Raw genomic sequence first — 22,966 nt, forward strand, 5'->3', positions numbered from 1 at the left:
AAGGACGAGCCCCAGCATGAACGCCAAGGCCCATTTCGACCGCCTCGCCCTCTACAACCGCTGGGCCAACCGGCGGCTCTACGAGACGGCGGCGCAGCTCGCCGACGCGCAGGTCCGCGAGGATCGCGGCGCCTTCTTCGGCTCGGTCCTCGGCACGCTGAACCACATCCTGGTCGCCGACCGCATCTGGCTGGAGCGCATCGAGGGCGGCGGCCCGAAGCCGTCGGCGCTCGACGAGATCCTGCACGACCGCCTCGCCGACCTGCGCGCCGCCCGCGAGGCCGAGGACGAGCGCATCATCCGCGTCGTCGCGGGACAGCCGGAAGAGCGCTTCGAGGCGCCCCTCGCCTACCGCAACATCGCCGGCACCGCCTACGAGCTGCCGTTCGGCGAGGTGCTGACCCACATCTTCAACCACCAGACCCATCATCGCGGCCAGGCGCACGGCCTGCTCAGCCAGTTCGGGCTGAAGGCGCCGGTCATCGACTTCGTCTATTTCCGGCTGAACCCCTAACCATTCCGGTCCCGATGCCCCGCCCGATCACCGACCTCGCCACGCTGGAGGCGCTCTATGGCGAACCCGGCGCCCCGTCGATCGCCAAGGAGGTCCCGCGCCTCACCCCCGGCTACCGCGCGCTGATCGAGGCCTCGCCCTTCCTGGTGCTGGCGACCAGCGGGCCGGAGGGGCTCGACGCCTCGCCGCGCGGCGACGGCCCGGGCTTCGTCCGCGTGGCGGACGAGCGCACGCTGCTGCTGCCCGACCGGCGCGGCAACAACCGCATCGACAGCTTGCGCAACATCCTGCACGACCCGCGCGTCGGGCTGCTGTTCCTGGTGCCGGGCGTCAACGAGACGCTGCGGGTCAACGGCCGCGCCGTGATCGACGCCGACCCGGACCTCTGCGGCTCCTTCGCGGTGGACGGCAAGGCGCCGAAATCGGTGCTGGTCGTCACCATCGACTCGGTGTTCTTCCAGTGCGCCCGCGCCCTGCTGCGCTCCCACCTGTGGGATCCGGTGGCGCAGGTGCCGCGCGCCAGCCTGCCCTCGACCGGCACGCTGCTCGCCGAGGCCAGCGCCGGGCGCGAGGGTGGCGAGGCCTATGAGCGGTCGCTCGCCGAGCGGATCCCGAAGACACTCTACTGAGCGGCCAGCGGCAGCCCCGCATCGCCGCCCTCCAGCCCCTTCGCGCCCAGGACGTCGTCGCGCAGCCGGATGGTGAAGACCGAGCCGGAGCCCTTCACGCTGTCCACCGTCAGCGTCCCGCCATGGGCGGCGACGATCTTGTGCGTCATGTAGAGGCCGATTCCCGACCCCTTGGTCCCCCGCGAGGATGCGGCGCGGAAATAGATGGTGCCGATGCGCGCGACCTCCTCCGCGCTCATGCCGCGCCCATGGTCGGTGACGCGGATGGCGACACCGCCCTCCTCCTCCCGCGCCTCGACGAAGACGGTGGTGTCGGGCGGCGAGTAGCGCAGCGCGTTCTGCACGAGGTTGGTCACCGCCACGCCGAGAAACTGCGAATCGACCCGCAGCGGCCGGTTCGGCGCCTCCACCGTCACCGTCAGCCGCGCCTCGCCCCCCGGCACCGCCAGCCCGTCGAGCGCCTGCCCGATCACCGTCCCCAGCGCCACCGGCTCCGGGTTCAGCGCCAGCGCGCCCTGGTCGAGCGCCTGCGACGACAGGAACATCTCCACCAGATCGGCGAGCTTGCGCGTGGTGGCGCGGACGCGGTCCAGCCGCTTCAGGGCGCCCGGATCCTCGATGCCGCCGGTCAGCGCGATCATCTGCGCCGCGCCGTCGATCGAGGCCAGCGGGGTGCGGAACTCGTGCGACAGCATGGCGATGAAGGTGCGCTGCTCCTCCGCCCGCGTGGTGGCGAAGAGGGTCTCCTGCTCGGCGCGGACCCGCTCGGTCTGGAGACGGCGGATGCGCAGGGTCAGGCCGGCGCCGAGGATCAGGAAGGCGACGATCGAGCCGAGCTGGTAGGGATCGACGATCAGCCAGTCGAGCGGGATGCCGCCGCGCAGCGCCACCTGCGCCACCGAGATGCCGATCACGGCAGTCAGGGTGCTCGCCAGATAGAAGCGCAGGATCACGTCGCGGGGGTTGCGCCGGATCAGCAGGACGATCAGCACCAGGCTGATCGCGGTGAGGATGGCGGCGACGAGCGACACCAGCGGATTGGCGATCATGAAGAACGACGGCATCACCGACGTCACGGACAGCAGCGCGGCGAACAGCGCGGCTCCGAGGTAGACCCGGTGCAGGCGCGGGAAATTCCGCCGCAGGTCGAGCAGGCGGTCCCACAGGATCAAGGCCATCGCGCTGCCGAGCAGCCCGGTGCCGCCAACCTCCAGATTCATCAGCCAGCCCGGCGCGTCCGGTTGCAGGGCCGCGGCGATGCCGTTGGCGAACAGATAGTACAGCAGGGCCGAGGCGATGTGGCCGGTGTAGGCGAGAAGCGCCGTGTCCTGCAACATGACGCCCAGCGCCCCGTAGCCCAGCACCAGGATCGCCAGCACCCCGAGAAACATCCCCTGGAACAGCAGGGTGCGGGTCTGCTGGCCGACGAAGGCCTTGGACGTCCACAAGGTGCCGTACAGAGTGATGGCGCTGACCGAATCGACGCGCAGATAGACGGTGACGACCCGTCCTTCCGGCAGGTCCAGCGGGGTGGCGTGCAGGCGGCTCTGCATCGGGCGCTGGCTGTAGGGAACGAAATCCCCCATGCGGATCACCCGGAAATCCTCGGCGCTCGTGGCGGGCCGGGCCGGGTCGATCGGAACATGCAGGTCGAGATGGTCGATGTAAGCCTCGCCCAGCTCCATGATCCAGGTGGCGGGCGCGCCGGGTTCGCGCAGCAGGTCGAAGCGGTACCAGTGGATGTCGCGGGTCTGCCCGGCCCCCCGGAAGGCCGTGCGGGGAACGAAGCCTCCCCCTTCCCCCTTGCCCTGCCCCTTGGCGTCGGCGCGCAGGACATCCTCGAAAGTCAGGGAGCGCCCAGGGTCGACCAGCTGGCCGAAATGGCTGGACAGCGACACCCCCTTGGTTTCGGACGTCAGGCGCAGGACGCCGACGCCGTCGGCCAGCGCGCTCGCGCCGCTCCCCAGCGCCGGCAGGAGAACAAGGAGCAACAGAAAGGCCAAGCGGCGCAGCGCCACCGCCACCGCTCGCCCCTCACCCTCCCCGCCCGACCTCCGGCCCATCGCCGTCCGCCCTCCCCAGGCCACGTTGCATGGTTGACATAGACGCCCGTTCCCTAGGATTTTCTTAAATTTATATGAAATTCGCGTCCATCTCCGCGACACCTATATCCGCGACGGGGACAGGCGGAATTCGATCACCGCGTCGGTCGTGCTCAAGGCGCTGACCAGCCTCATCGGATCGCACGCCCCCATCGCCTGGAGCACGAGCTGGTATTCGAACTGGCCGCTGCCGTTCCTCAGATGGAAGGCCCAGTCGATGACCTCGAAGCCCTGCTCCTTGGCGCGGGCGCGCAGTTCCTCGGCCGGCGGCGCCTTGTCACGGGTGAAGACCAGGGTCAGGTGCATCACCGTCTGGTGGGGCAGCGCCGTCTCCAGGCGGCGGAACGCGCTCATGATGAAGGCGCTGAGCAGCGCCGCCCCGATGGCGACGAGGTAGAAGCCGAGGCCGATGGTCACGCCGATCGCCGCCGTGCACCAGATGGAGGCGGCGGTGGACAGGCCGCGGATCGACAGCCCCTCCCGCATGATCACCCCGGCGCCGAGAAAGCCGATGCCGGTGACGATGCCCTGGATGACGCGGGTCGCGTCGCCCGCCCCGGCCCCGACCGGCGGGCCCATGCCGCCGTACCACATGCCCGGATAGGCGTTGACCACCGTCAGCGCGGTCGAGGCGAGGCAGACCAGCCCGTAGGTCCTCATCCCCGCCGCCCGCCCGTGGTAGCTGCGCTCGTAGCCGAGCAGCATCCCCACCCCCAGCGCGCCCACGAGGTGGAGCAGGATCAGGCCGTTGGTCAGCAGTTCGGCGCGGGACCAGTAGGCGAGCAGGACATCCATCGGCAGTGGTCCGGAAGCGGGTGCGACAAGTTCGCCCAACCTTACATCCCGCTGATTATCAAAAGATTTTCACAAGCGCCAGGACCGTGAAAAAGACCCCATTTGACCTGAGTCAATTCCAAGCCCAGCCAAAGGACCAATACTAAGGGATGAAACGGTCTCATCCCTCGGGACCGCCTTCCTCGACGGATCGAGACAGATCATGACGCCTTCCGCATCCCCCGGTTCCTCGCGTCGCTCGGAAACCCTGATGTTCCTCGCGTTGTCGGTCCTCGTCTGGCCGGTGGTCGCCGTCGGCTCGGTCGGGGCCTACGGCTTCGCCATCTGGATGTACCAAATCCTGACGCATTGAGTGCCCGCCATGACCGCCACGCCAGAGACCCACATCTCAAGCCTCGTCATCCAGCACAGCCCCGACCGCACCGAGGCGGTCCGCGCGGCGGCCTCGTCCATCGCCGGTCTCGACTGGTGCGCCTCGGAGAACGGCAAGGCCGTGGTGACGCTGGTCACCGCCAGCGCCGGCGCCGTCATCGACCACATCGCCACGCTGAACGCCGTCCCCGGCGTCCACACCACGACGATGGTCTTCCATCACTACGAACCGGCGGACTGAGGGACGACCCGAGCCCCACCCGAGCCCTCCCCCGCCTCGGCGGAGGAGAGAGCTCCGCCGCACTTCCGCCAAGCTCCTGCACGAATCCCCTCCCCGCTGAACCGGAGGAGGGTCGGGGTGGGGGCAAGCCATGAGAGCCCGCCCGAGGGCCAGGAGACACCCGCATGAACCTGTCACGCCGCGATTACCTGAAGGCGCAAGCCGCCGCTGCCGCCGCCGCGGCGGCGGGAATCAGCCTGCCGGCCTCCGCCGCCCCCCTGCTGACCGGCGAGGGCGCCAAGCTGAACTGGTCCAAGGCCCCCTGCCGCTTCTGCGGCACCGGCTGCGGCGTGATGGTCGGGGTGAAGGACGGCCGCGTGGTCGCCACCCACGGCGACGTGAAGGCCGAGGTCAACCGCGGCCTGAACTGCGTGAAGGGCTATTTCCTCTCCAAGATCATGTATGGCGAGGACCGGCTGACCCAGCCGCTGCTGCGCATGAAGGACGGCAAGTTCGACAAGGAGGGCGAGTTCACGCCGATCTCCTGGGACGCCGCCTTCGACATCATGGCCGAGAAATGGAAGGAGACCCTGAAGAAGAAGGGTCCGACCGCCGTCGGCATGTTCGGCTCCGGCCAGTGGACCATCTACGAGGGCTACGCCGCCTCCAAGTTCATGAAGGCCGGCCTGCGCTCCAACAACCTCGACCCGAACGCGCGCCACTGCATGGCGTCGGCGGTGGCCGGCTTCATGCGGACCTTCGGCATGGACGAGCCGATGGGCTGCTACGACGACATGGAGCAGGCCGACGCCTTCGTGCTGTGGGGCTCCAACATGGCGGAGATGCACCCCATCCTGTGGACCCGCGTCACCGACCGCAAGCTCAGCCACGCCGACTGCAAGGTCGCGGTGCTGTCCACCTTCGAGCACCGCAGCTTCGACCTCGCCGACATCGGCATGGTGTTCACGCCGGGCTCCGATCTGGCGATCCTCAACTACATCGCCAACCACATCATCAAGACCGGCCGGGTCAACCAGGACTTCATCACGAAGCACTGCAACTTCAAGCGCGGCCGCGACGACATCGGCTACGGCCTGCGGCCCGAGCACGCGCTGGAGAAGAAGGCGAAGAACGCCGACAAGGCCAACGACTCCGACCCGATCAGCTTCGAGGAGTTCGCCAGGTTCGTCGAGCCCTACACGCTGGACAAGGCGCACGAGCTGTCGGGCGTGCCGAAGAACCGGCTGGAGGCGTTGGCCGAGCTGTACGCCGACCCCAAGGTGAAGGTCATGTCCTTCTGGACCATGGGCTTCAACCAGCATGTGCGCGGCGTCTGGGCCAACAACCTCGTCTACAACATCCATCTGCTGACGGGGAAGATCTCGCAGCCCGGCTGCGGCCCCTTCTCGCTGACCGGCCAGCCGTCGGCCTGCGGCACGGCGCGCGAGGTCGGCACCTTCTCGCACCGGCTGCCCGCCGACATGGTGGTGAACAACCCGGAGCACCGCCGCATCGCCGAGGAGATCTGGAAGCTGCCGGCGGGAACCATTCCCGAGAAGCCGGGCTACCACGCCGTCCAGCAGGACCGCATGCTGAGGGACGGCAAGCTCAACGTCTATTGGGTGCAGTGCAACAACAACATGCAGACGGCGCCGAACACGGCGAAGGAGACCTTCCCGGGCTACCGCAACCCGGAGAACTTCATCGTCGTCTCGGACCCCTACCCGACGGTGACGGCGCTGGCCGCCGACCTGATTCTGCCGACCGCCATGTGGGTCGAGAAGGAAGGCGGCTACGGCAACGCCGAACGCCGCACCCAGCTCTGGCGCCAGCTCGTCACCGCGCCGGGCGGGGCACGCTCCGACCTCTGGCAGATCATGGAGTTCTCCAAGCGCTTCCAGATCGAGGATGTCTGGCCCGAGGAGCTGCTGAGCAAGAAGCCGGAGCTGCGCGGCAAGTCGCTCTATGACGTGCTGTTCCGCAACGGGCAGGTCGACCGCTTCCCGCTGACCGATCTCGACCCGAACTACGAGAATGTCGAGGCCCGCCAAGCCGGCTTCTACGTGCAGAAGGGGCTGTTCGAGGAGTACGCCGCCTTCGGGCGCGGCCACGGCCACGATCTGGCGCCCTTCGACCAGTACCACCAGGAGCGCGGCCTGCGCTGGCCGGTGGTCGACGGCAAGGAGACCAAGTGGCGCTACCGCGAGGGCACCGACCCGTACGTCAAGGCCGGCGAGGGCATGCGCTTCTACGGCAACAAGGACGGCAAGGCCAACATCTTCGCCCTGCCCTACGAGCCGCCGGCCGAGGCGCCCGACGCCGACTACCCGTTCTGGCTCAGCACGGGACGCGTTCTGGAGCACTGGCACAGCGGCTCGATGACGCTGCGGGTGCCGGAGCTGCGCAAGGCGGTTCCCAACGCCGTGGTGTACATGCACCCCGACGACGCCAAGCAGCTCAACGTCCGGCGCGGGCAGGAGGTGCGCGTCACCTCGCGGCGCGGCGAGGTGCGGGTGCGGGTGGAGACGCGCGGGCGCAACAAGCCGCCGCGTGGCCTCGTCTTCGTTCCCTTCTTCGACCACACCGTGCTGATCAACAAGGTGACGATGGACGCCACCGACCCGATCAGCAAGCAGACCGACTACAAGAAGTGCGCGGTCAAGATCACGCCCGTCCTGAGCGCGTGAGGAGGAACCCTGCCATGAAGACCCGCATCCTCATCGCCGCCCTGGCCTTCCTCGCCGCCGCCCCCGCCTTCGTCACCGGGGTGGTCGCGGCGGACGGCCCGGCCGGTCCCAAGCTGCCCTCCGGCCCCCACCCGATCACGCTGGACGTCCAGGCGGAGAGCACCCACCGCGAGATCGTCGACGACGTGAAGAACATGCGGAACTACGCCGACCAGCCGCCGCTGATCCCGCACGCCATCCGCGACTACCAGATCGACCTGAACATCAACAAGTGCATGACCTGCCACGACCGCCGCAACACGCAGGGGTCGCAGGCGCCGATGGTCTCGGTCACCCATTTCCAGGACCGCGACGGGCAGACGCTCGGCACCGTGTCGGCGCGCCGCTACTTCTGCACCCAGTGCCATGTGCCGCAGACCGACGCCAAGCCCATCGTCGGCAACAGCTTCCGCGACTTCGACGCGGTGCTGGGAACGGCGGGCCGGGAAGGCGGGAAGTAAATGGCGATCAAGACTTTCCTGCTGCAATGCTGGCGCGTGTTCGCGCGCCCCAGCGTGCATTTCAGCCTCGGCTTCCTGACGCTGGGCGGCTTCATCGCCGGCGTCGTCTTCTGGGGCGGCTTCAACACCGCCCTGGAGGCCACCAACAAGGAGGCCTTCTGCATCAGCTGCCACGAGATGCGCGACAACCCCTACGAGGAGCTGAAGCAGACCATCCACTTCACCAACCGCTCGGGCGTGCGGGCGAGCTGCCCCGACTGTCACGTCCCGCACGAGTGGACCGACAAGATCGCCCGCAAGATGCAGGCCTCGAAGGAGGTCTGGGGCAAGATCTTCGGCACCATCGACACCCGCGAGAAGTTCCTCGACAAGCGCCGCGAGCTGGCCGAGCACGAATGGAGCCGGCTGAAGGCGAACAACTCGCTGGAATGCCGCAACTGCCACAGCGCCGAGTCGATGGACATCACCAAGCAGAACCCGCGCGCGGCGAACATGCACGAGACCTACCTGTTCACCGGCCAGAACACCTGCATCGACTGCCACAAGGGCATCGCCCACCGCCTGCCCGATATGCACGGCATCGATCCCGGCTGGAGCATGAAGACCAGCGCGAAGTAATCGCCCGCCCCTCTCCGCCGCCGTCCGGCCTGCCCTTCGGGCAAGGCCGGACGGCGCGGCTCCCGACGCGGAGCGGAACCGGCCCAAAGAAAAAAGGCCCTTCCTCCACCAGGAGGAAGGGCCTTTTTTCTTGGAAAGCGTTCCCGGCTCAGCGGAACTCGACCGTCACGATCTCGTACAGCTTGGAACCACCGGGGGTGGAAACCTCCACGCTGTCGCCGACCGACTTGTTGATCAGCGCGCGGGCCAGCGGCGCCTGGATCGACAGCAGGCGCTGCTTGATGTCGCTCTCGTCCTGGCCGACGATCTGGTAGGTCGTCTCCTCGTCCGTGTCCTGGTCGGCCAGGGTCACGGTGGCGCCGAACTTCACGGTATCGCCCGACAGCTTGGCCGGGTCGATGACCTCGGCCCGGCTGATCTTGTCCTCAAGCTCCAGCACGCGGCCTTCGATGAAGCTCTGCCGTTCGCGCGCGGCGTGGTATTCGGCGTTTTCCGACAAGTCCCCATGTTCGCGCGCTTCGGCAATGGCCTTGATGACCGCCGGACGCTCGGTGATTTTAAGGTGCTTCAATTCCTCCTGGAGGCGGTTGAAGCCCGCCGCTGTCATCGGAACTTTTTCCATCTGTTCGGTCCATCACCGCTTGCAGTCGTTCGACTTGTCCAAAGCGACATCAAGGACGAAGACGGCGCGGAGGAGGTCCGCCGCGCCGTCGTCCGTCCTTAATACGATCCGCTAAGGTACGACTGCAACGGGGCGACTTCAAGGCTGCCGTTCCGGAGTGCGGCAATTGCTTCCACCGCCGCGCGCGCGCCGGCCACCGTGGTGTAGTACGGAACATTGTAGGTCAGCGCGGTTCGCCGCAGGCTGAAGCTGTCGGACAGCGCCTGGGCGCCCTCCGTCGTGTTGATGACCAGATGAACGTCGCCGTTGATCATCGCGTCGACGATGTGCGGCTGGCCCTCGGCGACCTTGTTGATCGATTCGGCCGGGACGCCGGCGTCGGCGAACACCTTGGCGGTGCCCGACGTCGCCAGCACGCGGAAGCCCATCTCGTGCAGCTTCTTGGCGATGACGGCGAGCGCCGGCTTGTCGCGGTCCTTGACCGAGACGAAGACCGTGCCCTTGACCGGCAGGTTGACGCCGGCGCCGAGCTGCGCCTTGGCGAAGGCCAGGGCGAAGTTGTGGTCGAGCCCCATCACCTCGCCCGTCGACTTCATCTCCGGGCCGAGCACGATGTCGACGCCGGGGAAGCGCGCGAACGGGAAGACGGCCTCCTTCACGGCGGTGTGCGGCGGGGTCGGGCCGGTCAGCGTGAAGGCCGAGAGCTTCTCGCCGGCCATGACGCGGGCGGCGATCTTGGCGATGGCGGTGCCGGTGGCCTTGGCGACGAAGGGCACCGTGCGCGAGGCGCGCGGGTTGACCTCCAGGATGTAGACCATGCCGTCCTTGACCGCGAACTGCACGTTCATCAGCCCGACGACCTTGAGGGCGTGGGCGAGCAGGTCGGACTGGCGGTTGATCTCGGCGATGGTCTCGGCCGGCAGCGAGTAGGGCGGCAGGGCGCAGGCGCTGTCGCCCGAATGGATGCCGGCCTCCTCGATGTGCTCCATGACGCCGGCGACATAGACGTCGGTGCCGTCGCAGACCACGTCGACGTCGACCTCGATGGCGTCCTGGAGGTAGCTGTCGATCAGCACCGGGTTCTTGCCCGACACCTGCACGGCGGTCGCCATGTAGCGCTGGAGACCGGCCATGTCGTGGACGATCTCCATCGCGCGACCGCCCAGCACGTAGGACGGACGGATGACGACCGGGAAGCCGATGCGCTGGGCGACCAGTTCGGCCTCCTCCAGCGAGCGGGCGAGCCCGTTGGCCGGCTGCTTGAGGTTCAGCTCGTGCAGCAGGCGCTGGAAGCGCTCGCGGTCCTCGGCGAGGTCGATGGCGTCCGGCGAGGTGCCGAGGATCGGGATCCCGGCGGTCTCCAGCGCGGCGGCGAGCTTCAGCGGGGTCTGGCCGCCGAACTGCACGATGCAGCCCAGAACCGTGCCCTTGCGCTGCTCGACGCGCACCAGCTCGACCACGTCCTCGGCGGTCAGCGGCTCGAAATAGAGGCGGTCGGCGGTGTCGTAGTCGGTCGAGACCGTCTCCGGGTTGCAGTTGACCATGATGGTCTCGATGCCGGCCTCCTGGAGGGCGTAGACGGCATGGACGCAGCAATAGTCGAATTCGATGCCTTGGCCGATGCGGTTCGGACCGCCGCCGAGGATGACGACCTTGCGCTTGTCGGTCGGATCCGACTCGCACTCCGCCTCGCCCGACCCGTCCGTTTCATAGGTCGAGTACATGTAGGGCGTGGCCGAGGCGAATTCGGCGGCGCAGGTGTCGATGCGCTTGAAGACCGGGGTGACGCCGGCCATGCGGCGCGAGGCGGCGACCGCCAGTTCGGTGGTCCGGGCCAGTTCGGCCAGACGCGCGTCGGAGAAGCCCATCTGCTTGAGCGCCAGCCAGCCGGCCTTGGTCGAAGGCAGGCCGTCGGCGCGGATCGCCGCCTCGCGGTCGACGATGGCCTTGATCTGCTCCAGGAACCACGGGTCGTACTTGGAGGCGCTCTGCACCTCGGCGACGGTGAAGCCGTGGCGGAAGGCCTGGGCGATCACCAGCAGCCGGTCGGGCGTCGGCTTGGCCAGCGCGCCGCGGATGGTCGAGCGGTCGGGGTTGCCGTCACCGATGATCACCTCGTTGAAGCCGGTCAGGCCGGTCTCCATCGAGCGCAGCGCCTTCTGCACCGATTCCTGGAAGGTGCGGCCGATCGACATCGCCTCGCCGACCGACTTCATCGAGGTGGTCAGCAGCGGCTCGGCGCCCTTGAACTTCTCGAAGGTGAAGCGCGGCATCTTGGTGACGACGTAGTCGATCGTCGGCTCGAAGCTGGCCGGCGTGGTGCCGGTGATGTCGTTGGTCAGCTCGTCGAGACGGTAACCGACCGCCAGCTTCGCGGCGATCTTGGCGATCGGGAAGCCGGTGGCCTTGGAGGCCAGCGCCGAGCTGCGCGAGACGCGCGGGTTCATCTCGATGACGATCAGGCGGCCGTTGGCCGGGTTGACGGCGAACTGCACGTTCGACCCGCCGGTGTCGACGCCGATCTCGCGCAGCACCGCGATCGAGGCGTTGCGCATGATCTGGTATTCTTTGTCGGTCAGCGTCAGCGCCGGGGCGACGGTGATCGAATCGCCGGTGTGGACGCCCATCGGGTCGATGTTCTCGATGGCGCAGATGATGATGCAGTTGTCGGCGCCGTCGCGCACGACCTCCATCTCATACTCCTTCCAGCCCAGCACCGATTCCTCGATCAGCACCTCGCCGACCGGGCTGGCGCGCAGGCCGCCGCGCACGATGTCCTCGAACTCCGCCCGGTTGTAGGCGATGCCGCCGCCGGTGCCGGCCAGCGTGAAGCTGGGGCGGATGATGGCCGGCAGCCCGACCAGCTCCAGGGCCTCCATCGCCTCGTTCAGCGTCTTGACCATGCGCGACTTGGGCGATTCCAGCCCGAGCTTGTCCATGGCGTCGCGGAACAGGATGCGGTCCTCGGCCTTGGCGATGACGTCGCGCTTGGCGCCGATCATCTCCACGCCCAGCCGCTCCAGCGTGCCGTCGTCGGACAGCGCCATCGCCGTGTTCAGCGCGGTCTGGCCGCCCATCGTCGGCAGCAGGGCGTCGGGGCGCTCCTTCTCCAGGATGCGGGCGACCACCGCCGGGGTGATCGGCTCGATGTAGGTGGCGTCGGCCAGACCGGGGTCGGTCATGATGGTGGCCGGGTTGGAGTTGACGAGGATGACCCGGTAGCCTTCCTCGCGCAGCGCCTTGCACGCCTGGACGCCGGAATAGTCGAACTCGCAAGCCTGTCCGATGACGATCGGACCCGCGCCGATGATGCAGATGGATTTGATGTCGGTGCGTTTGGGCATGGGTCCGCTTCTCGAAGTTTGGTCAGCCGAAAGCCCCCCAGGCGCCGGGAGGAACCGGAGACGGGGAGACGGGGGTGAGCATGTCGTGCAAGGCCCCCTTATAGGGGGTTCGGGTCCGGGGGGGAAGGGGTGGCATGGATGCCACCCTCGCATGACTGGATCCCGCGTCCCGCGCCGCCGCCCTTGAACCCTGCCGCAAAGCTGGGCATCAATCCATGCACCCCTCTTTGGAGTTACGCCCCCATGAGCCACGCCTTCGCCAAGGACAGCCGCGCCTGCGCCGCCTGCGTCTCGTGGGGTGGCGATCGTGCGCTGTCGGGCGACAACACGCTGGTCCTGGTCGCCCGCCACGGGGTGGAGGGCGAATGCCGCACCGCCAGCAGCCAGGACTACCGCAAGGTCACCAAGGGCTATCACACCTGCGCCACCTGGGCGCCGCTGCCGATGCTGAAGAAGCACGGCGGGCGCATCGGCCACCAGCCGGTGACCGCCGCCGCGTCCCGCCCGCAGCCGCCGCTGCCGGCCGCCACACCGGCCGCCCCGCCCCCGCCGGCGGCGGGCGCCGCCCCGGCGGAGGCCGAGCCGCCGCCGCCCTGCCGGGCCGACCCGCTCGACGTCGAGCAGACGCCGCAGGTCCGCGTCCTCTACACCCACTGGTTGCGGTTGAAGCGCCGGCGCGCCATCCCGCTGGCGGCCGAGATCGACACCGCCCAGGTGCGCGAGACGGTGCCGCGCACCTGCCTGATGGAGCCGACGGCGGACGGCCGCGATTTCGTGTATAAATCCTGCGGGCGGGCGTTGCAGCGCCGGCTCGCCATGCGGCCGACGACGCTGCGGGTGACGGAATGCCACCCGGAACAGGCGGCGCAGCGCTGGCTGGCCGATCTGCGGGCCTGCCTGGACAGCGGGGAGCCGCGCTGCCTGATGGTGCGCGACGACCCGATGCTGCCGGGGCTGAAGTTCGTGGAGCTGCTGCTGCCCCTGGCCGACGTCGAGGGCGGCCGGGCGACCCGCGTGCTGGCCTACCGCCATGTTCCCGGCGGCTGAAGGCCAGGAAACACCGAGAGCGGAGAGACGGGCGATGGTGGAGAACGGAGCGCGGCGCCTTCTTCCCAAGCCGGAGATCGGTCCGGAGATGGTCGGCGTCTGGCCGGCGGCGGTGTGGATTCTCGTCGGCACGCTGGTGTGGCTCGGCGACCCCGACCATTTCGCCGGCTGGAAGGGCGGTGTCTATTACGTGCTGGGCACGGGGATCGTGGCGCTGGTCGGCGGGCTGATCGGCCGCTCCGCCCGGCTGGCGGTCGGCGGCATCCAGGAGCGCCTGCTGAAGGAGGTCCGCCACCGCCGGGACATGGCGACCTGGGCGGTGTCGATCGGCATGCGGATGATGGTGATGCTGGCCGAGGCGGTCGCCGTGACGCTGCTGTCCCTGTCGGCGGTGGACGTGCTCTGGTGAGCCGGCGCCGGGCCGCTACGCCCCGGCGTCCCCCTCCGCCGTCTTGGCGTATTTCCGCTTCGCCACGTCGAGCGACGCCAGGAGCTGCTGGCCCGTCGCGCCGCCGTCGCCGCTGACGCGGGCGTTCATCACCGCGCGGATGGCGTCGGCGTGGGCCTTGAACAGCAGGCGCTCGTTTTCCGTCACCGTCCTGCCCCCGGCCCCGGCCCCGCCGCGCGTCGCCTCGTAGAGCGATTTGGCGATCTGCGTGATCAGCGGGTAGCCGAAGATCCCGCCCTGCCCACGCATCTCGTGCGCCGCGCGGTTGACCTGGGCGATCAGCCCCGGCACGGCGTCGGGCTCGCGGTCCAGCCGCTCGATGCGGCGGCTCATCTCATCGACCTCCCCGGCGATCCAGGTGGCGTAGTCGCCGGCTCGGTTCTGGATCTCCTCCTCGGCGGCGGCCAGAACCTCGGCCGGCAGGGTCGGCACCGGCCCCTTGGGCGCGATGCCGACCTTCACGGCCAGCCGGTTGGGAAGGTCGAAATAGATCACCGGAAAGCGGTCGATGCCCGCCGCCCGCGAGGCGCTGTGCACCACCAGGATTTCCGAGCCGCCGGTCATCCGGCAATCCATGGCGACCGGCTTGTCGGTCCGCCGCCGGTCGGGGCCGAAATAGCCCTTGGCCAGCACGAAGCGGCGCGGCCGGGCGACGGCGAACAGCAGGCGGCTGGCGATGGTCTGGGCCGAGAAGGGCTTGGCGATGAAGTCGGTGGCGCCGAGGTCGCGGGCCTGCTCGACATACTGGCGGTCGGCGGCGCCGGACAGCATCAGGACGGGAAGGAACTTGTCGGGACTCCGCGGGCTGTAGCGCAGCCAGCGCAGCAGCATCAGCCCGTCCACCTCCGGCATCACCAGATCGGAGATGACGAGATCGACCGGCGCCGCCCCCGCCGGCAGGGCGGCGCGGCGCGCCTCCAGCCAGCGGATGGCGTCGGCCCCGCTCGCCACCGCCTGGACCAGGCCGACGCCGATGGCGCGCAGCGTGGCGGTCAGGACGGCGCGGATGAAGCCGCTGTCCTCCACCACCAGCACGGACAGACGGCCGAGCTTCGGCCCGCCCCACCCCGTCACCGGATTTGCCGCCATCGAAGTCATGGTCGACGCCCTAGCCCCGCAACCGCCCAGCGGATCCGCCCAACGGAATCATCACGCAGTCTTGGCACGTCCGCCGCCGCTTGGCGAGAGTCAACGGGAGGCGTTTCGCCGCAAGGGGGCTTTCCGCCGCCGCCCGGCGCGGCTAGGCTCACCGCCAAACAATCAGCCGTCAATCAACCGGAGGAAACCGAGACATGCCGCAACCCGATCACGTCATGGCCCTGCCCGTCCCCGACGCGTCCGGCCTGGACGCCGACATGGCCGCCCTGTTCGACAAATGCACCGAGAAGCTGGGCTTCGTGCCCAACGTCCTGCAGGCCTACAGCCTGCGCCAGAAGAAGCTGCGCAATTTCGCCCTGCTCTACAACGAGCTGATGCTGGGCGAGAGCGGCCTGTCGAAGCTGGAGCGCGAGATGATCGCGGTCGTCGTCTCCTCGGCCAACCATTGCTACTACTGCCTCGTCGCCCACGGTCAGGCGGTGCGCAAGCTGTCCGGCGACCCGGAGCTGGGCGAGATGCTGGTCGCCAACTACCGCGTCGCCCCGCTGGAGCCGCGCCAGCGCGCCATGCTCGACTTCGCGTGGAAGATGACGAAGGAGCCATGGACGGTGGGCGAGCCCGACCGCGAGGCGCTGCGCGCCGTCGGATTCTCCAACGAGGACATCTTCGACATCGCCGACACGGCGGGCTTCTACAACATGTCCAACCGGGTTGCGACCGCGGTGGACATGATCCCCAACCGCGAGTACCACAAGCTGGACCGTTGACGGTCCGCCCCCGCGCAACCGACCGGAGCCGCCGGAATGCTGAGGTTCTTCGTCCGCCTGTTCGCCACCATCGGCCTGTTGGTGGTGGCCGCCCTGGTCGGGGCCGTGGTGCTGCTGGTCCGCTACCAGCCGAGCCTGCCCGACGCGGTGGTGCTCGACCTCGACCTGACGCGCACGCTGGCGGAAGGCGGGTCGGACCGGCTGGGCGGGCTGCTCGGCCATGACGCCAGCCTGCGCGAGGTGCTCGACGCGCTGGAGCGCGGCCGGAACGACCCGAAGGTGAAGGGCGTGCTGGCCCGGCTGGGCGGCGACGACATCGGCTTCGCCCAGGCGCAGGAGCTGCGCGCGGCGGTCGAGCGTTTCCGCGCCTCCGGCCGCTTCGCCGTCGCCTTCTCGGAAAGCTACGGCGAGGGCGGGGCCGGCAACCGTGCCTATCTGCTGGCCAGCGCCTTCGACGAGGTGTGGCTCCAGCCGCTCGGCATGGTCGGGCTGACCGGACTCTCGGCCGAGGTGCCCTTCGCCCGCGCCGCGCTCGACACGCTGGGGGTCCAGCCGCAGCTCATGCAGCGCGAGGAGTACAAGAGCTTCGCCGACACCTTCACCCGCAGCGAACTGACCCCGGCCAACCGCGAGATGCTGCAAGGGCTGGTCGGCGACCTGACCAACCAGTTGGTGGACGGCATCGCCAAGAGCCGGCGCGTGCCGCCGGCCTCGGTGCGGACAGCGCTCGACCGCGCGCCGCTGCTCGACCGCGAGGCGCTGGAGCTGAAGCTGATCGACCGCGTCGGCTACGCCGACGAGGCGCGGGACGCCGCGTTGCAGCGCGCCGGCGGCGGAGCGGAGCTGGTCGAGGCCGCCGACTACCGGGCGGTCGCCGGCGGCGCCCACGACAGCGGGCCGACGGTGGCGCTGATCCACGCGGTCGGCACCATCACCGGCGGCAAGAGCGACCGGCCGGCGCTGGGCGAACTCACCGCCGGGTCGGAGACCATCGTCCAGGCCATCGAGGAGGCGGTCGACGACCCCGACGTGAAGGCCATCCTGTTCCGCATCGACAGCGGCGGCGGCTCGGTCTCGGCCTCCGAGGCGATCCGCCGGGCGCTGGAGAAGGCGCGCCAGCGCGGCAAGCCGGTGATCGCCAGCATGGGCGACGCCGCCGCCTCGGGCGGCTATTGGATCGCGCTGGCGGCCGACCGCATCGTCGCCTCGCCGGCCACCATCACCGGCTCGATCGGGGTCGTCGCCGGCAAGATGAGCTTCGCCGGGCTGTCGGAGAAGCTGGGCGTGCAGTGGGGCCGGGTCCCGGCCGCGCGCAACGCCGGCATGTGGTCGCCGATGCACCCCTTCTCGCCCAGCGAGGAGGAGCGGCTGACCGCCATCATCGACACCACCTACGCCACCTTCCTGGAACGGGTGGCCCAGGCCCGCCGGCTGACGCCGGAGCAGGCGCGCGCCGCCGCCAAGGGCCGCGTGTGGACCGGCGCGCAGGCGCGCGAGCTCGGGCTGATCGACGAGTTCGGCGGGCAGGAGGAGGCGCTGACCCTGGCGCGCGCCGCCGCCGGGCTGGCCGCCGACGCGCCGGTGACGCTGGCCCCCTTCCCCGCGCCGAAATCGGTCACGGAGGAACTGCTGAGCCTGCTGTCCAACAGGGGCGAGCTGGTCGGCGCGCTGTCGGCGGTCGCGGCACTGAAGCCGCTGCTGGCGCAGTTCCGGCCGCTGCTGGCCACCGAGGGCGTGCGGGCCACGCTGCCGGCGATCGATCTGGGGCGGTGAGGATCACACGGAGACAAACACGTCCCCACCGCCTTCCGTCATGACCGGGCTTGGCCCGGTCATCCAGGTGGACGCTTGAGGTTCGCTTGGGGATGCCCGTGCCAAGCACGGGCATGACAGGAAAGGAATGGGAAGGAAACCCGCCCCTACTCGGCGGCCTCTTCGGCGGCCTCGCGGTCGACGGCGGAGTTGTAGGCGTAGGTCTTCCAGGTCGGCTCGTAGCTGTCGTCCGCCTGGTTCCCCCACACCGCCCAGTTCGGGCGGGCGCCGCGCGCGAACATCTCCAGATAGGGGCCGGGGCTGCACGCCTCGATCAGCTCGTACTGCTCGTCGGGCTTGCGGCTGTGCTCGCGCTTGCGGGTGCCGATGTAGTTGACCTGGGTGCGGCCCGGCGGCAGCGTCCGCGCGTTCTTGCCGCGCACGCCGAACAGGATCAGCTCGGTGACGTTGCGGAAGTAGAAGCCCACCCCGCGCCCGTCCGACCCGCCATCCTTGCGCACCTTGTGCCAGACGAGGTTGGTCTTGTACTCGAACCCCCAGGCGTTCAGCACCTGGATGCCTTCCGGCAGCAGGGCGTTCGGCACCCAGAGATAGAGATGCGCGGTCGGCGCCGCGATGTCGGCCACCGGCAGCGCGCAGATGTCCTCGATCGTCATCGTCCCGTAGCGGGACAGCCGGCGGTGCTCCGGGGCCATCTTGCCGGTCCGGTTCACGAACCGCCAGGGAGGATCCGCCATCACGGTGGCGAAGCGCCGGTCCCCGGCGAACGCCGCGAGATCCCGCACCGGATCCATCGCAGGTTCCACCGTCGTGGTGTCGCCCATCGCTTCCTCGAACTCCCCTGGAACCCCTTGGACCGGGACGGGCGCGGGGGTCGAAACCTTCCCGTCGGCGCCTCCCCCGAAGGGGTGCAAGCTCGCACGCGGGCGCCGTCCGCGTCAACCGTCGGGTACGAAACCGCAACGCCCGGCCACCGATGTTTCAGGCCGCCCCGCTCCGGGCCGCCCCGGCTCAGTCCGACGCCGTGTCCACGAAGCCGCGCAAGGCGGCGCGGTCGGCGACCGACACCACCAGCCCCTGGGTGTCGACCCCCACCGGCCGCAGCTTGGCCAGCGCGCGCGAGAAGGTTTCCGGCTGCATGCCGAGGCGCCGCGCCGCCAGCGCCTTGTCGAAGGGCAGCGCGAAGCTGGTCGGGCCGTCCCCCGCCGGGCAGAAGCGCAGCAGGAAGGCGGCGACGCGCTGGGGCGCCGGCTGGACCTGGAGCTGCTCGATCTGGGTGACCAGATGGCGCAGCCGCATCGACAGCGAGCCCAGCATGCCGAAGGCGATGCGGTCGTCCTCGCGCAGGCAGCGGGCGAAGCCCTCCGCCGTCAGGGTCATGACGCGGGCGTCGGTCACCGCCTCGGCGCAGACCGGAAACTTGCCGTCGGCGAACATGGCGGCCTCGGCGAAGCTCTCGGCCGGGCCGATGACGTGGACCACCGCCTCCGCCCCGTCGCGGGTCAGGCGGAACAGCTTCACCCAGCCGTCGAGCAGCACGAAGAAGCGGTCGGCGACCTCGTCCTGAAGGAACAGCGTGGTCCCGCGCGGAACCGTCCGCACCAGCGCCACGCCGCCGAGCAGGGCCAGCGCACGGTCGGTCAGCTTGCCGAACAGCGGAATGGCGCGGATCGCCGCCACGTCCTGCGGCGACAGGTGCGGGATCGTGGGGTGGGACGGAACGGGTGAACCCGTGGTCATGACCGGCAACTCCTCGGTGATTTCCAGAACCGGCCGATCCACAGCCGCTCGAAGGCGCCGGCCTGCCCCAGCCGCCACAGGTTGACGGCACTGCCGATGATATCCGACAGCATGGCCGGCAGCGACCCGGCCAGCGCGTTGTGCGCCAGCCAGCAGGGCAGCCCCAGCGCCAGGAAGCCCCGGAAGCGGACGACGTCGGTCTGGTAGCGGCCGACGCTCATCAGCGCCATGGCGGCGGCGGCGAAAAGGGATTGCACGCCGCCCCAGGTCGCCGCCATCAGGACGGCGATGGCCGGCAGGAGCATCAGATAGACGACGCGGAAGCCGGGGCGGGTGCCGAGCGGAATCGCCACCAGCACCTGGAGGGCGGTCAGCAGGTTCAGCGCCGCCCCCGTCGCGGCGCCGAGCAGCGCCATGTGGATGGCGAAACACAGAACGGTCGCCAACTGCACCAGCAGCATGGCGACCCGCCCCCGGCAGAAGGGCCAGAGCATCCCGCCCACTGTGCCGCAATAGCCGATCAGTTGGACCGGAGACACGTCGGTCGGGACGTCGATCATGCGAATCGGCCTTGCGCTGCCAGCGATGCCGGCGCCGGAAAGCCCCGCCCCGGGAAACGGTGCCGAACAAGGGCTGGAAAGACTGGGCTTGAAGACACGGGAAGCGACGAAGGAAGCAGCGTCGCTTCACAGACAAAAACGCACGGCGTACCCCTGCGGGACACCGTGCGATAAGACCGGCGCGGAGAACGCCGGTTTAACGGCGGTCCGTCGAAGGGACCCGCCTTCCCGGAGGAAGGCCGGCCCCGCCGACCGCAACTCGGAGCCGAAGCTCAGAGATACTCGACCTTGCCCGCCTCGGGACCCTTCTGGCCCTGGCGAACGGTGACGCGCACCTGATCGCCTTCCTGAAGGGTCTGCATGCCCGAGCGACGCAGAACGTTGACGTGGACGAACACGTCCTTGCCGCCAGTGCTCGGCGTGATGAAGCCAAAGCCCTTGTCGGCGTTGAACCACTTCACGGTGCCGCTGACTTCTTCGCCGCCGCCGGCGTCGTAGCCACCGCGGTCGTAACCGCCGCGGTCGTAGCCGCCACGATCAAAGCCGCCGCCGCCGCCCGAACGGGACGGACGGGGAGAGCTCTGCGCCGTGGAGGCGTCGACCGAGTGGATGGAAGCAACCTGCGGCCCCTTCGGACCACGGGCCAGATCGCAAGTGATGGTCGTGCCTTCATCGAGCGCGTCGTAGCCGGCGGCCTGGACCGCGGAAACGTGCAGGAAGGCGTCGGGCGAACCGTCCTCGGGCGACACGAAGCCAAACCCCTTGGTGGGGTTGAACCACTTCACGGTGGCGGTGACGTTGGACTTGGTGATCTCGGGAGCGCGGAAGCCCTGGCGGGGCGGGCGGTCGAACATGTGTCTTCAAGCTCATAGGAGTGTACCGAGTGTCCTTTGTCACAGGGTTCGGACCATCCGTCAAGCCTGCCAAAGGAAAGGGGCCTGATTCTCCTAAATTTCGCCCAGCCTTGCGCCCGCTTTGCGGAAGGACCGGCACCGAAGTGCCGGTTCCGGCACTCCGGTCGCGGCGACGCCCGCCGCGTGTGCCGCGACTCGGGGTCTTCCCGCGATGCGGGTCCTACTCAGCCGCCGCGCTCAACGCCGGGTAATCGGTGTAGCCGCGCCGGTCGCCGCCGTAGAAGGTCGCGGCGTCGGGCTCGGCGAGCGGCGCGTCGAGGCGCAGCCGCTCGACCAGATCGGGGTTGGCGATCCACGGACGGCCGAAGGCGACCAGATCGGCGTGGCCGTTCGACAGCGCCTCGATCGCCATGGCGCGGGTGTAGACGTTGTTGGCGACGTAGCGGCCCTTGCAGAGCCCGCGCAATTCGCCCAGCAGGCCGCCGAAGCCGGGGTGCGGGCCGCGCGTCACCCCCTCGATCATGTGGAGGTAGGCGAGGTTGTAGCCGTTGAGCCGCTCGATCACCGGACCGAAGGTGGCGCGCGGGTCGCTGTCGTGGGCGTCGTTGCTCGGGCTGAGCGGCGACAGGCGGATGCCGACGCGATCGGCCCCGGCCTCCGCCACCACGGCGTCGAGCACCTCGAACAGGAAGCGGGCGCGGTTCTCCACCGAACCGCCATAGGCGTCGGTCCGCTTGTTGGTGCCGTCGCGCAGGAACTGGTCGATCAGGTAGCCGTTGGCGGCGTGGACCTCCACCGCGTCGAAGCCGGCGGCCAGCGCGTTGCGGGTGGCGATCCGGTAATCCTCGACGATCCCCGGCAGTTCGCCGATCTCCAGCGCGCGCGGCGCCGGGATCTCCTTGAAGCCGCCGGCGGTGAAGGCCTTGACGTTGGGGGCCACGGCGGACGGCGCGACCGGCAGCGCGCCGCCCGGCTGGAGGTCGGGGTGCGAGATGCGCCCGACGTGCCAGAGCTGCATCGCCAGATGGCCGCCGCGCGCGTGCACCGCGTCGGTCACCAGCCGCCAGCCGGCGACCTGCTCGGCGCTGTGGATGCCGGGGGTGAAGGCGTAGCCCTTGCCCTGCGGCGAGATCTGGGTCGCCTCGCTGATGATCAGCCCGGCGGCGGCGCGCTGGGCGTAATACTCGGCGTTCATCGCGGTGGGGACGCCGGTTGCGTCGTCGGTCCGGCTGCGCGTCAGCGGGGCCATGGCGATGCGGTTGGGAAGGCTCATCCGGCCGAGCGTCACCGGCTGGAACAGGGGGGCTGCGTCGGTCATGTCCGATCCATCGAAGACGTTGCACCGGCTGAAGAGAGTGTGACGAGCCACCGGCCGGGGCAATGGGTTGCCGCACCGCAACACGCGCGGGCGGGGCATGGCTGCCATTCGACGCCGCGCGCCGCGCGGGACCTTTCCGCGCGCTCGCCGGTTATCGCGGTAAGCCTTTGTTCTCAGGGATGCGAGACCGCCGATGCAACAACGCTGGCCCGAACGGCTCTGGATCGTCCGCCACGGCGAAAGCGCCGGCAACGTCGCCCGCGACGCCGCCCAGGCCGCCCGCCTGCCGCGCATCGCCATCACCGAGCGCGACGTCGACGTGCCGCTCAGCCGGCTCGGCGAGCGCCAGTCGGACGCGCTCGGCCGCTGGTTCGCCGCGATGCGGCCGGAGGACCGCCCCGAGGTGATGCTGACCTCGCCCTATCTGCGAGCGCGCAGCACCGCCGAGCGGATCCACGCCGGGGGCGGGCTGCCGCTCGATCCCGCCGACTTCGTGGTCGACGAGCGGCTGCGGGAGAAGGAGTTCGGCGTGCTCGACCGCCTGACCCGCTACGGCATCGCCGAGGAGTTCCCCGAGCAGGCCGAGTTCCGCCGCATCCTCGGGAAATTCTATCACCGGCCGCCGGGCGGCGAGAGCTGGTGCGACGTGATCCTGCGGCTGCGCAGCGCGCTCGACACCATCAGCCTGCATCATGGCGGGCGCCGCGTGCTGATCGTCGGGCATCAGGTGGTGGTGCTGTGCCTGCGCTACCTGCTGGAGAACCTGACGGAGCCGGAGATCCTCGCCATCGACGCGGCGGGCGACGTAGCGAACTGCGCCGTCACCGAATACCGGTTCGATCCGGACGCCGGGCCGCGCGGCGGGCTCGCCCTGCATTCCTACAACTTCGTCGCCCCGCTGGAGGAGGCCGGCGCCCCGGTCACCGCCGAGCCCGACGTCAGCGTCGCGGCGCGGTGA

23 protein-coding genes are annotated in these 22,966 nt (G+C 69.5%); 13 read left to right on the top strand and 10 right to left on the bottom strand.

The features are described from left to right. Positions 1-16 precede the first annotated feature (16 nt). The gene (locus JN22_RS16495; protein WP_085555003.1) at positions 17-514 is read left to right on the top strand and encodes a DinB family protein; all 498 of its coding nucleotides are present in this window, start codon (positions 17-19) and stop codon (positions 512-514) included. Between the two features lie 14 nt (positions 515-528). Next, the gene (locus tag JN22_RS16500) at positions 529-1,143 is read left to right on the top strand and encodes a pyridoxamine 5'-phosphate oxidase family protein (protein WP_085555004.1); all 615 of its coding nucleotides are present in this window, start codon (positions 529-531) and stop codon (positions 1,141-1,143) included. On the opposite strand, the gene JN22_RS16505 is transcribed toward JN22_RS16500, so the two are convergent. Then, entirely contained in the window at positions 1,137-3,206 is a 2,070-nt protein-coding gene (locus JN22_RS16505; protein ID WP_085555005.1) for a sensor histidine kinase, read from the bottom strand. The two genes, JN22_RS16500 and JN22_RS16505, sit on opposite strands and share 7 nt — an antisense overlap. Positions 3,207-3,308: 102 nt before the next feature. Then, positions 3,309-4,040, bottom strand: coding sequence for an MgtC/SapB family protein (locus tag JN22_RS16510; RefSeq protein ID WP_085555006.1), 732 nt, complete (start codon positions 4,038-4,040; stop codon positions 3,309-3,311). Between the two features lie 202 nt (positions 4,041-4,242). Here JN22_RS16510 and JN22_RS16515 point away from each other — a divergent pair, with 202 nt between their 5' ends. The 5 genes from JN22_RS16515 (at position 4,243) to JN22_RS16535 (ending at position 8,437) form a co-directional block, all read left to right on the top strand. Then, a complete protein-coding gene (locus tag JN22_RS16515) occupies positions 4,243-4,392 on the top strand; it encodes a periplasmic nitrate reductase, NapE protein (protein WP_085555007.1) in 150 nt (49 codons plus the stop codon). A gap of 9 nt (positions 4,393-4,401) precedes the next feature. Continuing rightward, the gene (locus JN22_RS16520; RefSeq protein WP_085555008.1) at positions 4,402-4,653 is read left to right on the top strand and encodes a chaperone NapD; all 252 of its coding nucleotides are present in this window, start codon (positions 4,402-4,404) and stop codon (positions 4,651-4,653) included. A gap of 164 nt (positions 4,654-4,817) precedes the next feature. After that, on the top strand, positions 4,818-7,319 hold the full coding sequence (napA, locus tag JN22_RS16525) for a nitrate reductase catalytic subunit NapA (protein ID WP_085555009.1): 2,502 nt from the start codon (positions 4,818-4,820) through the stop codon (positions 7,317-7,319). A 14-nt stretch (positions 7,320-7,333) separates the two neighbouring features. Then, a complete protein-coding gene (locus tag JN22_RS16530) occupies positions 7,334-7,819 on the top strand; it encodes a nitrate reductase cytochrome c-type subunit (protein ID WP_085555010.1) in 486 nt (161 codons plus the stop codon). Continuing rightward, positions 7,820-8,437 (top strand): cytochrome c3 family protein, encoded by a 618-nt coding sequence (locus JN22_RS16535; protein WP_085555011.1) that lies wholly within the window; start codon positions 7,820-7,822, stop codon positions 8,435-8,437. 148 nt (positions 8,438-8,585) lie between these two features. Here JN22_RS16535 and greA read toward each other — a convergent pair whose 3' ends face one another. After that, complete coding sequence (gene greA, locus JN22_RS16540) at positions 8,586-9,044, bottom strand: transcription elongation factor GreA (protein WP_223677756.1); 459 nt, start codon at positions 9,042-9,044, stop codon at positions 8,586-8,588. Between greA and JN22_RS16545 the strand changes: the two genes are divergently transcribed. Beyond that, positions 8,943-9,161 carry a hypothetical protein gene (locus JN22_RS16545; RefSeq protein ID WP_223677962.1) on the top strand — a complete coding sequence of 73 codons (219 nt, stop codon included), beginning with the start codon at positions 8,943-8,945 and terminating at the stop codon, positions 9,159-9,161. The genes greA and JN22_RS16545 overlap by 102 nt on opposite strands. Here the strand turns inward: JN22_RS16545 and carB are convergent. After that, a complete protein-coding gene (carB, locus tag JN22_RS16550; RefSeq protein WP_085555013.1) occupies positions 9,158-12,403 on the bottom strand; it encodes a carbamoyl-phosphate synthase large subunit in 3,246 nt (1,081 codons plus the stop codon). The genes JN22_RS16545 and carB overlap by 4 nt on opposite strands. 243 nt (positions 12,404-12,646) lie before the next feature. Here carB and JN22_RS16555 point away from each other — a divergent pair, with 243 nt between their 5' ends. Next, positions 12,647-13,450, top strand: a complete 804-nt coding sequence (locus tag JN22_RS16555) for a PAS domain-containing protein (protein WP_085555014.1) — start codon at positions 12,647-12,649, stop codon at positions 13,448-13,450. Between the two features lie 34 nt (positions 13,451-13,484). Continuing rightward, positions 13,485-13,859 (top strand): hypothetical protein, encoded by a 375-nt coding sequence (locus JN22_RS16560; RefSeq protein ID WP_085555015.1) that lies wholly within the window; start codon positions 13,485-13,487, stop codon positions 13,857-13,859. 15 nt (positions 13,860-13,874) lie between these two features. On the opposite strand, the gene JN22_RS16565 is transcribed toward JN22_RS16560, so the two are convergent. Continuing rightward, on the bottom strand, positions 13,875-14,996 hold the full coding sequence (locus JN22_RS16565) for a response regulator (RefSeq protein WP_223677757.1): 1,122 nt from the start codon (positions 14,994-14,996) through the stop codon (positions 13,875-13,877). Between the two features lie 194 nt (positions 14,997-15,190). Here JN22_RS16565 and JN22_RS16570 point away from each other — a divergent pair, with 194 nt between their 5' ends. Both JN22_RS16570 and sppA read left to right on the top strand, forming a co-directional pair. Beyond that, the gene (locus JN22_RS16570) at positions 15,191-15,763 is read left to right on the top strand and encodes a peroxidase-related enzyme (RefSeq protein ID WP_085555017.1); all 573 of its coding nucleotides are present in this window, start codon (positions 15,191-15,193) and stop codon (positions 15,761-15,763) included. Positions 15,764-15,799: 36 nt separating this feature from the next. Next, positions 15,800-17,536, top strand: coding sequence for a signal peptide peptidase SppA (gene sppA, locus JN22_RS16575; protein ID WP_085555018.1), 1,737 nt, complete (start codon positions 15,800-15,802; stop codon positions 17,534-17,536). A gap of 146 nt (positions 17,537-17,682) precedes the next feature. Here sppA and JN22_RS16580 read toward each other — a convergent pair whose 3' ends face one another. The 5 genes from JN22_RS16580 to JN22_RS16605 all read right to left on the bottom strand — a co-directional run bounded on the left by JN22_RS16580 (position 17,683) and on the right by JN22_RS16605 (position 22,008). Then, on the bottom strand, positions 17,683-18,360 hold the full coding sequence (locus JN22_RS16580; RefSeq protein ID WP_085555019.1) for an MT-A70 family methyltransferase: 678 nt from the start codon (positions 18,358-18,360) through the stop codon (positions 17,683-17,685). A gap of 187 nt (positions 18,361-18,547) precedes the next feature. After that, positions 18,548-19,276: a Crp/Fnr family transcriptional regulator gene (locus JN22_RS16585; protein ID WP_085555020.1), complete on the bottom strand. Its 729-nt coding sequence runs from the start codon at positions 19,274-19,276 to the stop codon at positions 18,548-18,550. Continuing rightward, on the bottom strand, positions 19,273-19,836 hold the full coding sequence (locus tag JN22_RS16590) for a YgjV family protein (RefSeq protein ID WP_085555021.1): 564 nt from the start codon (positions 19,834-19,836) through the stop codon (positions 19,273-19,275). Before JN22_RS16590 ends, JN22_RS16585 begins: the two co-directional genes overlap by 4 nt. 272 nt (positions 19,837-20,108) lie before the next feature. Continuing rightward, positions 20,109-20,690 carry a cold-shock protein gene (locus tag JN22_RS34920; protein WP_085555022.1) on the bottom strand — a complete coding sequence of 194 codons (582 nt, stop codon included), beginning with the start codon at positions 20,688-20,690 and terminating at the stop codon, positions 20,109-20,111. 220 nt (positions 20,691-20,910) lie between these two features. Then, positions 20,911-22,008 carry an alkene reductase gene (locus JN22_RS16605; RefSeq protein WP_085555023.1) on the bottom strand — a complete coding sequence of 366 codons (1,098 nt, stop codon included), beginning with the start codon at positions 22,006-22,008 and terminating at the stop codon, positions 20,911-20,913. Between the two features lie 193 nt (positions 22,009-22,201). On the opposite strand from JN22_RS16605, the gene JN22_RS16610 reads away from it, so the two are divergent. After that, positions 22,202-22,966: a histidine phosphatase family protein gene (locus JN22_RS16610; RefSeq protein WP_085555024.1), complete on the top strand. Its 765-nt coding sequence runs from the start codon at positions 22,202-22,204 to the stop codon at positions 22,964-22,966.

The organism is Azospirillum agricola (assembly GCF_020005195.1).
In the GTDB taxonomy this organism is placed as follows: domain Bacteria; phylum Pseudomonadota; class Alphaproteobacteria; order Azospirillales; family Azospirillaceae; genus Azospirillum; species Azospirillum agricola.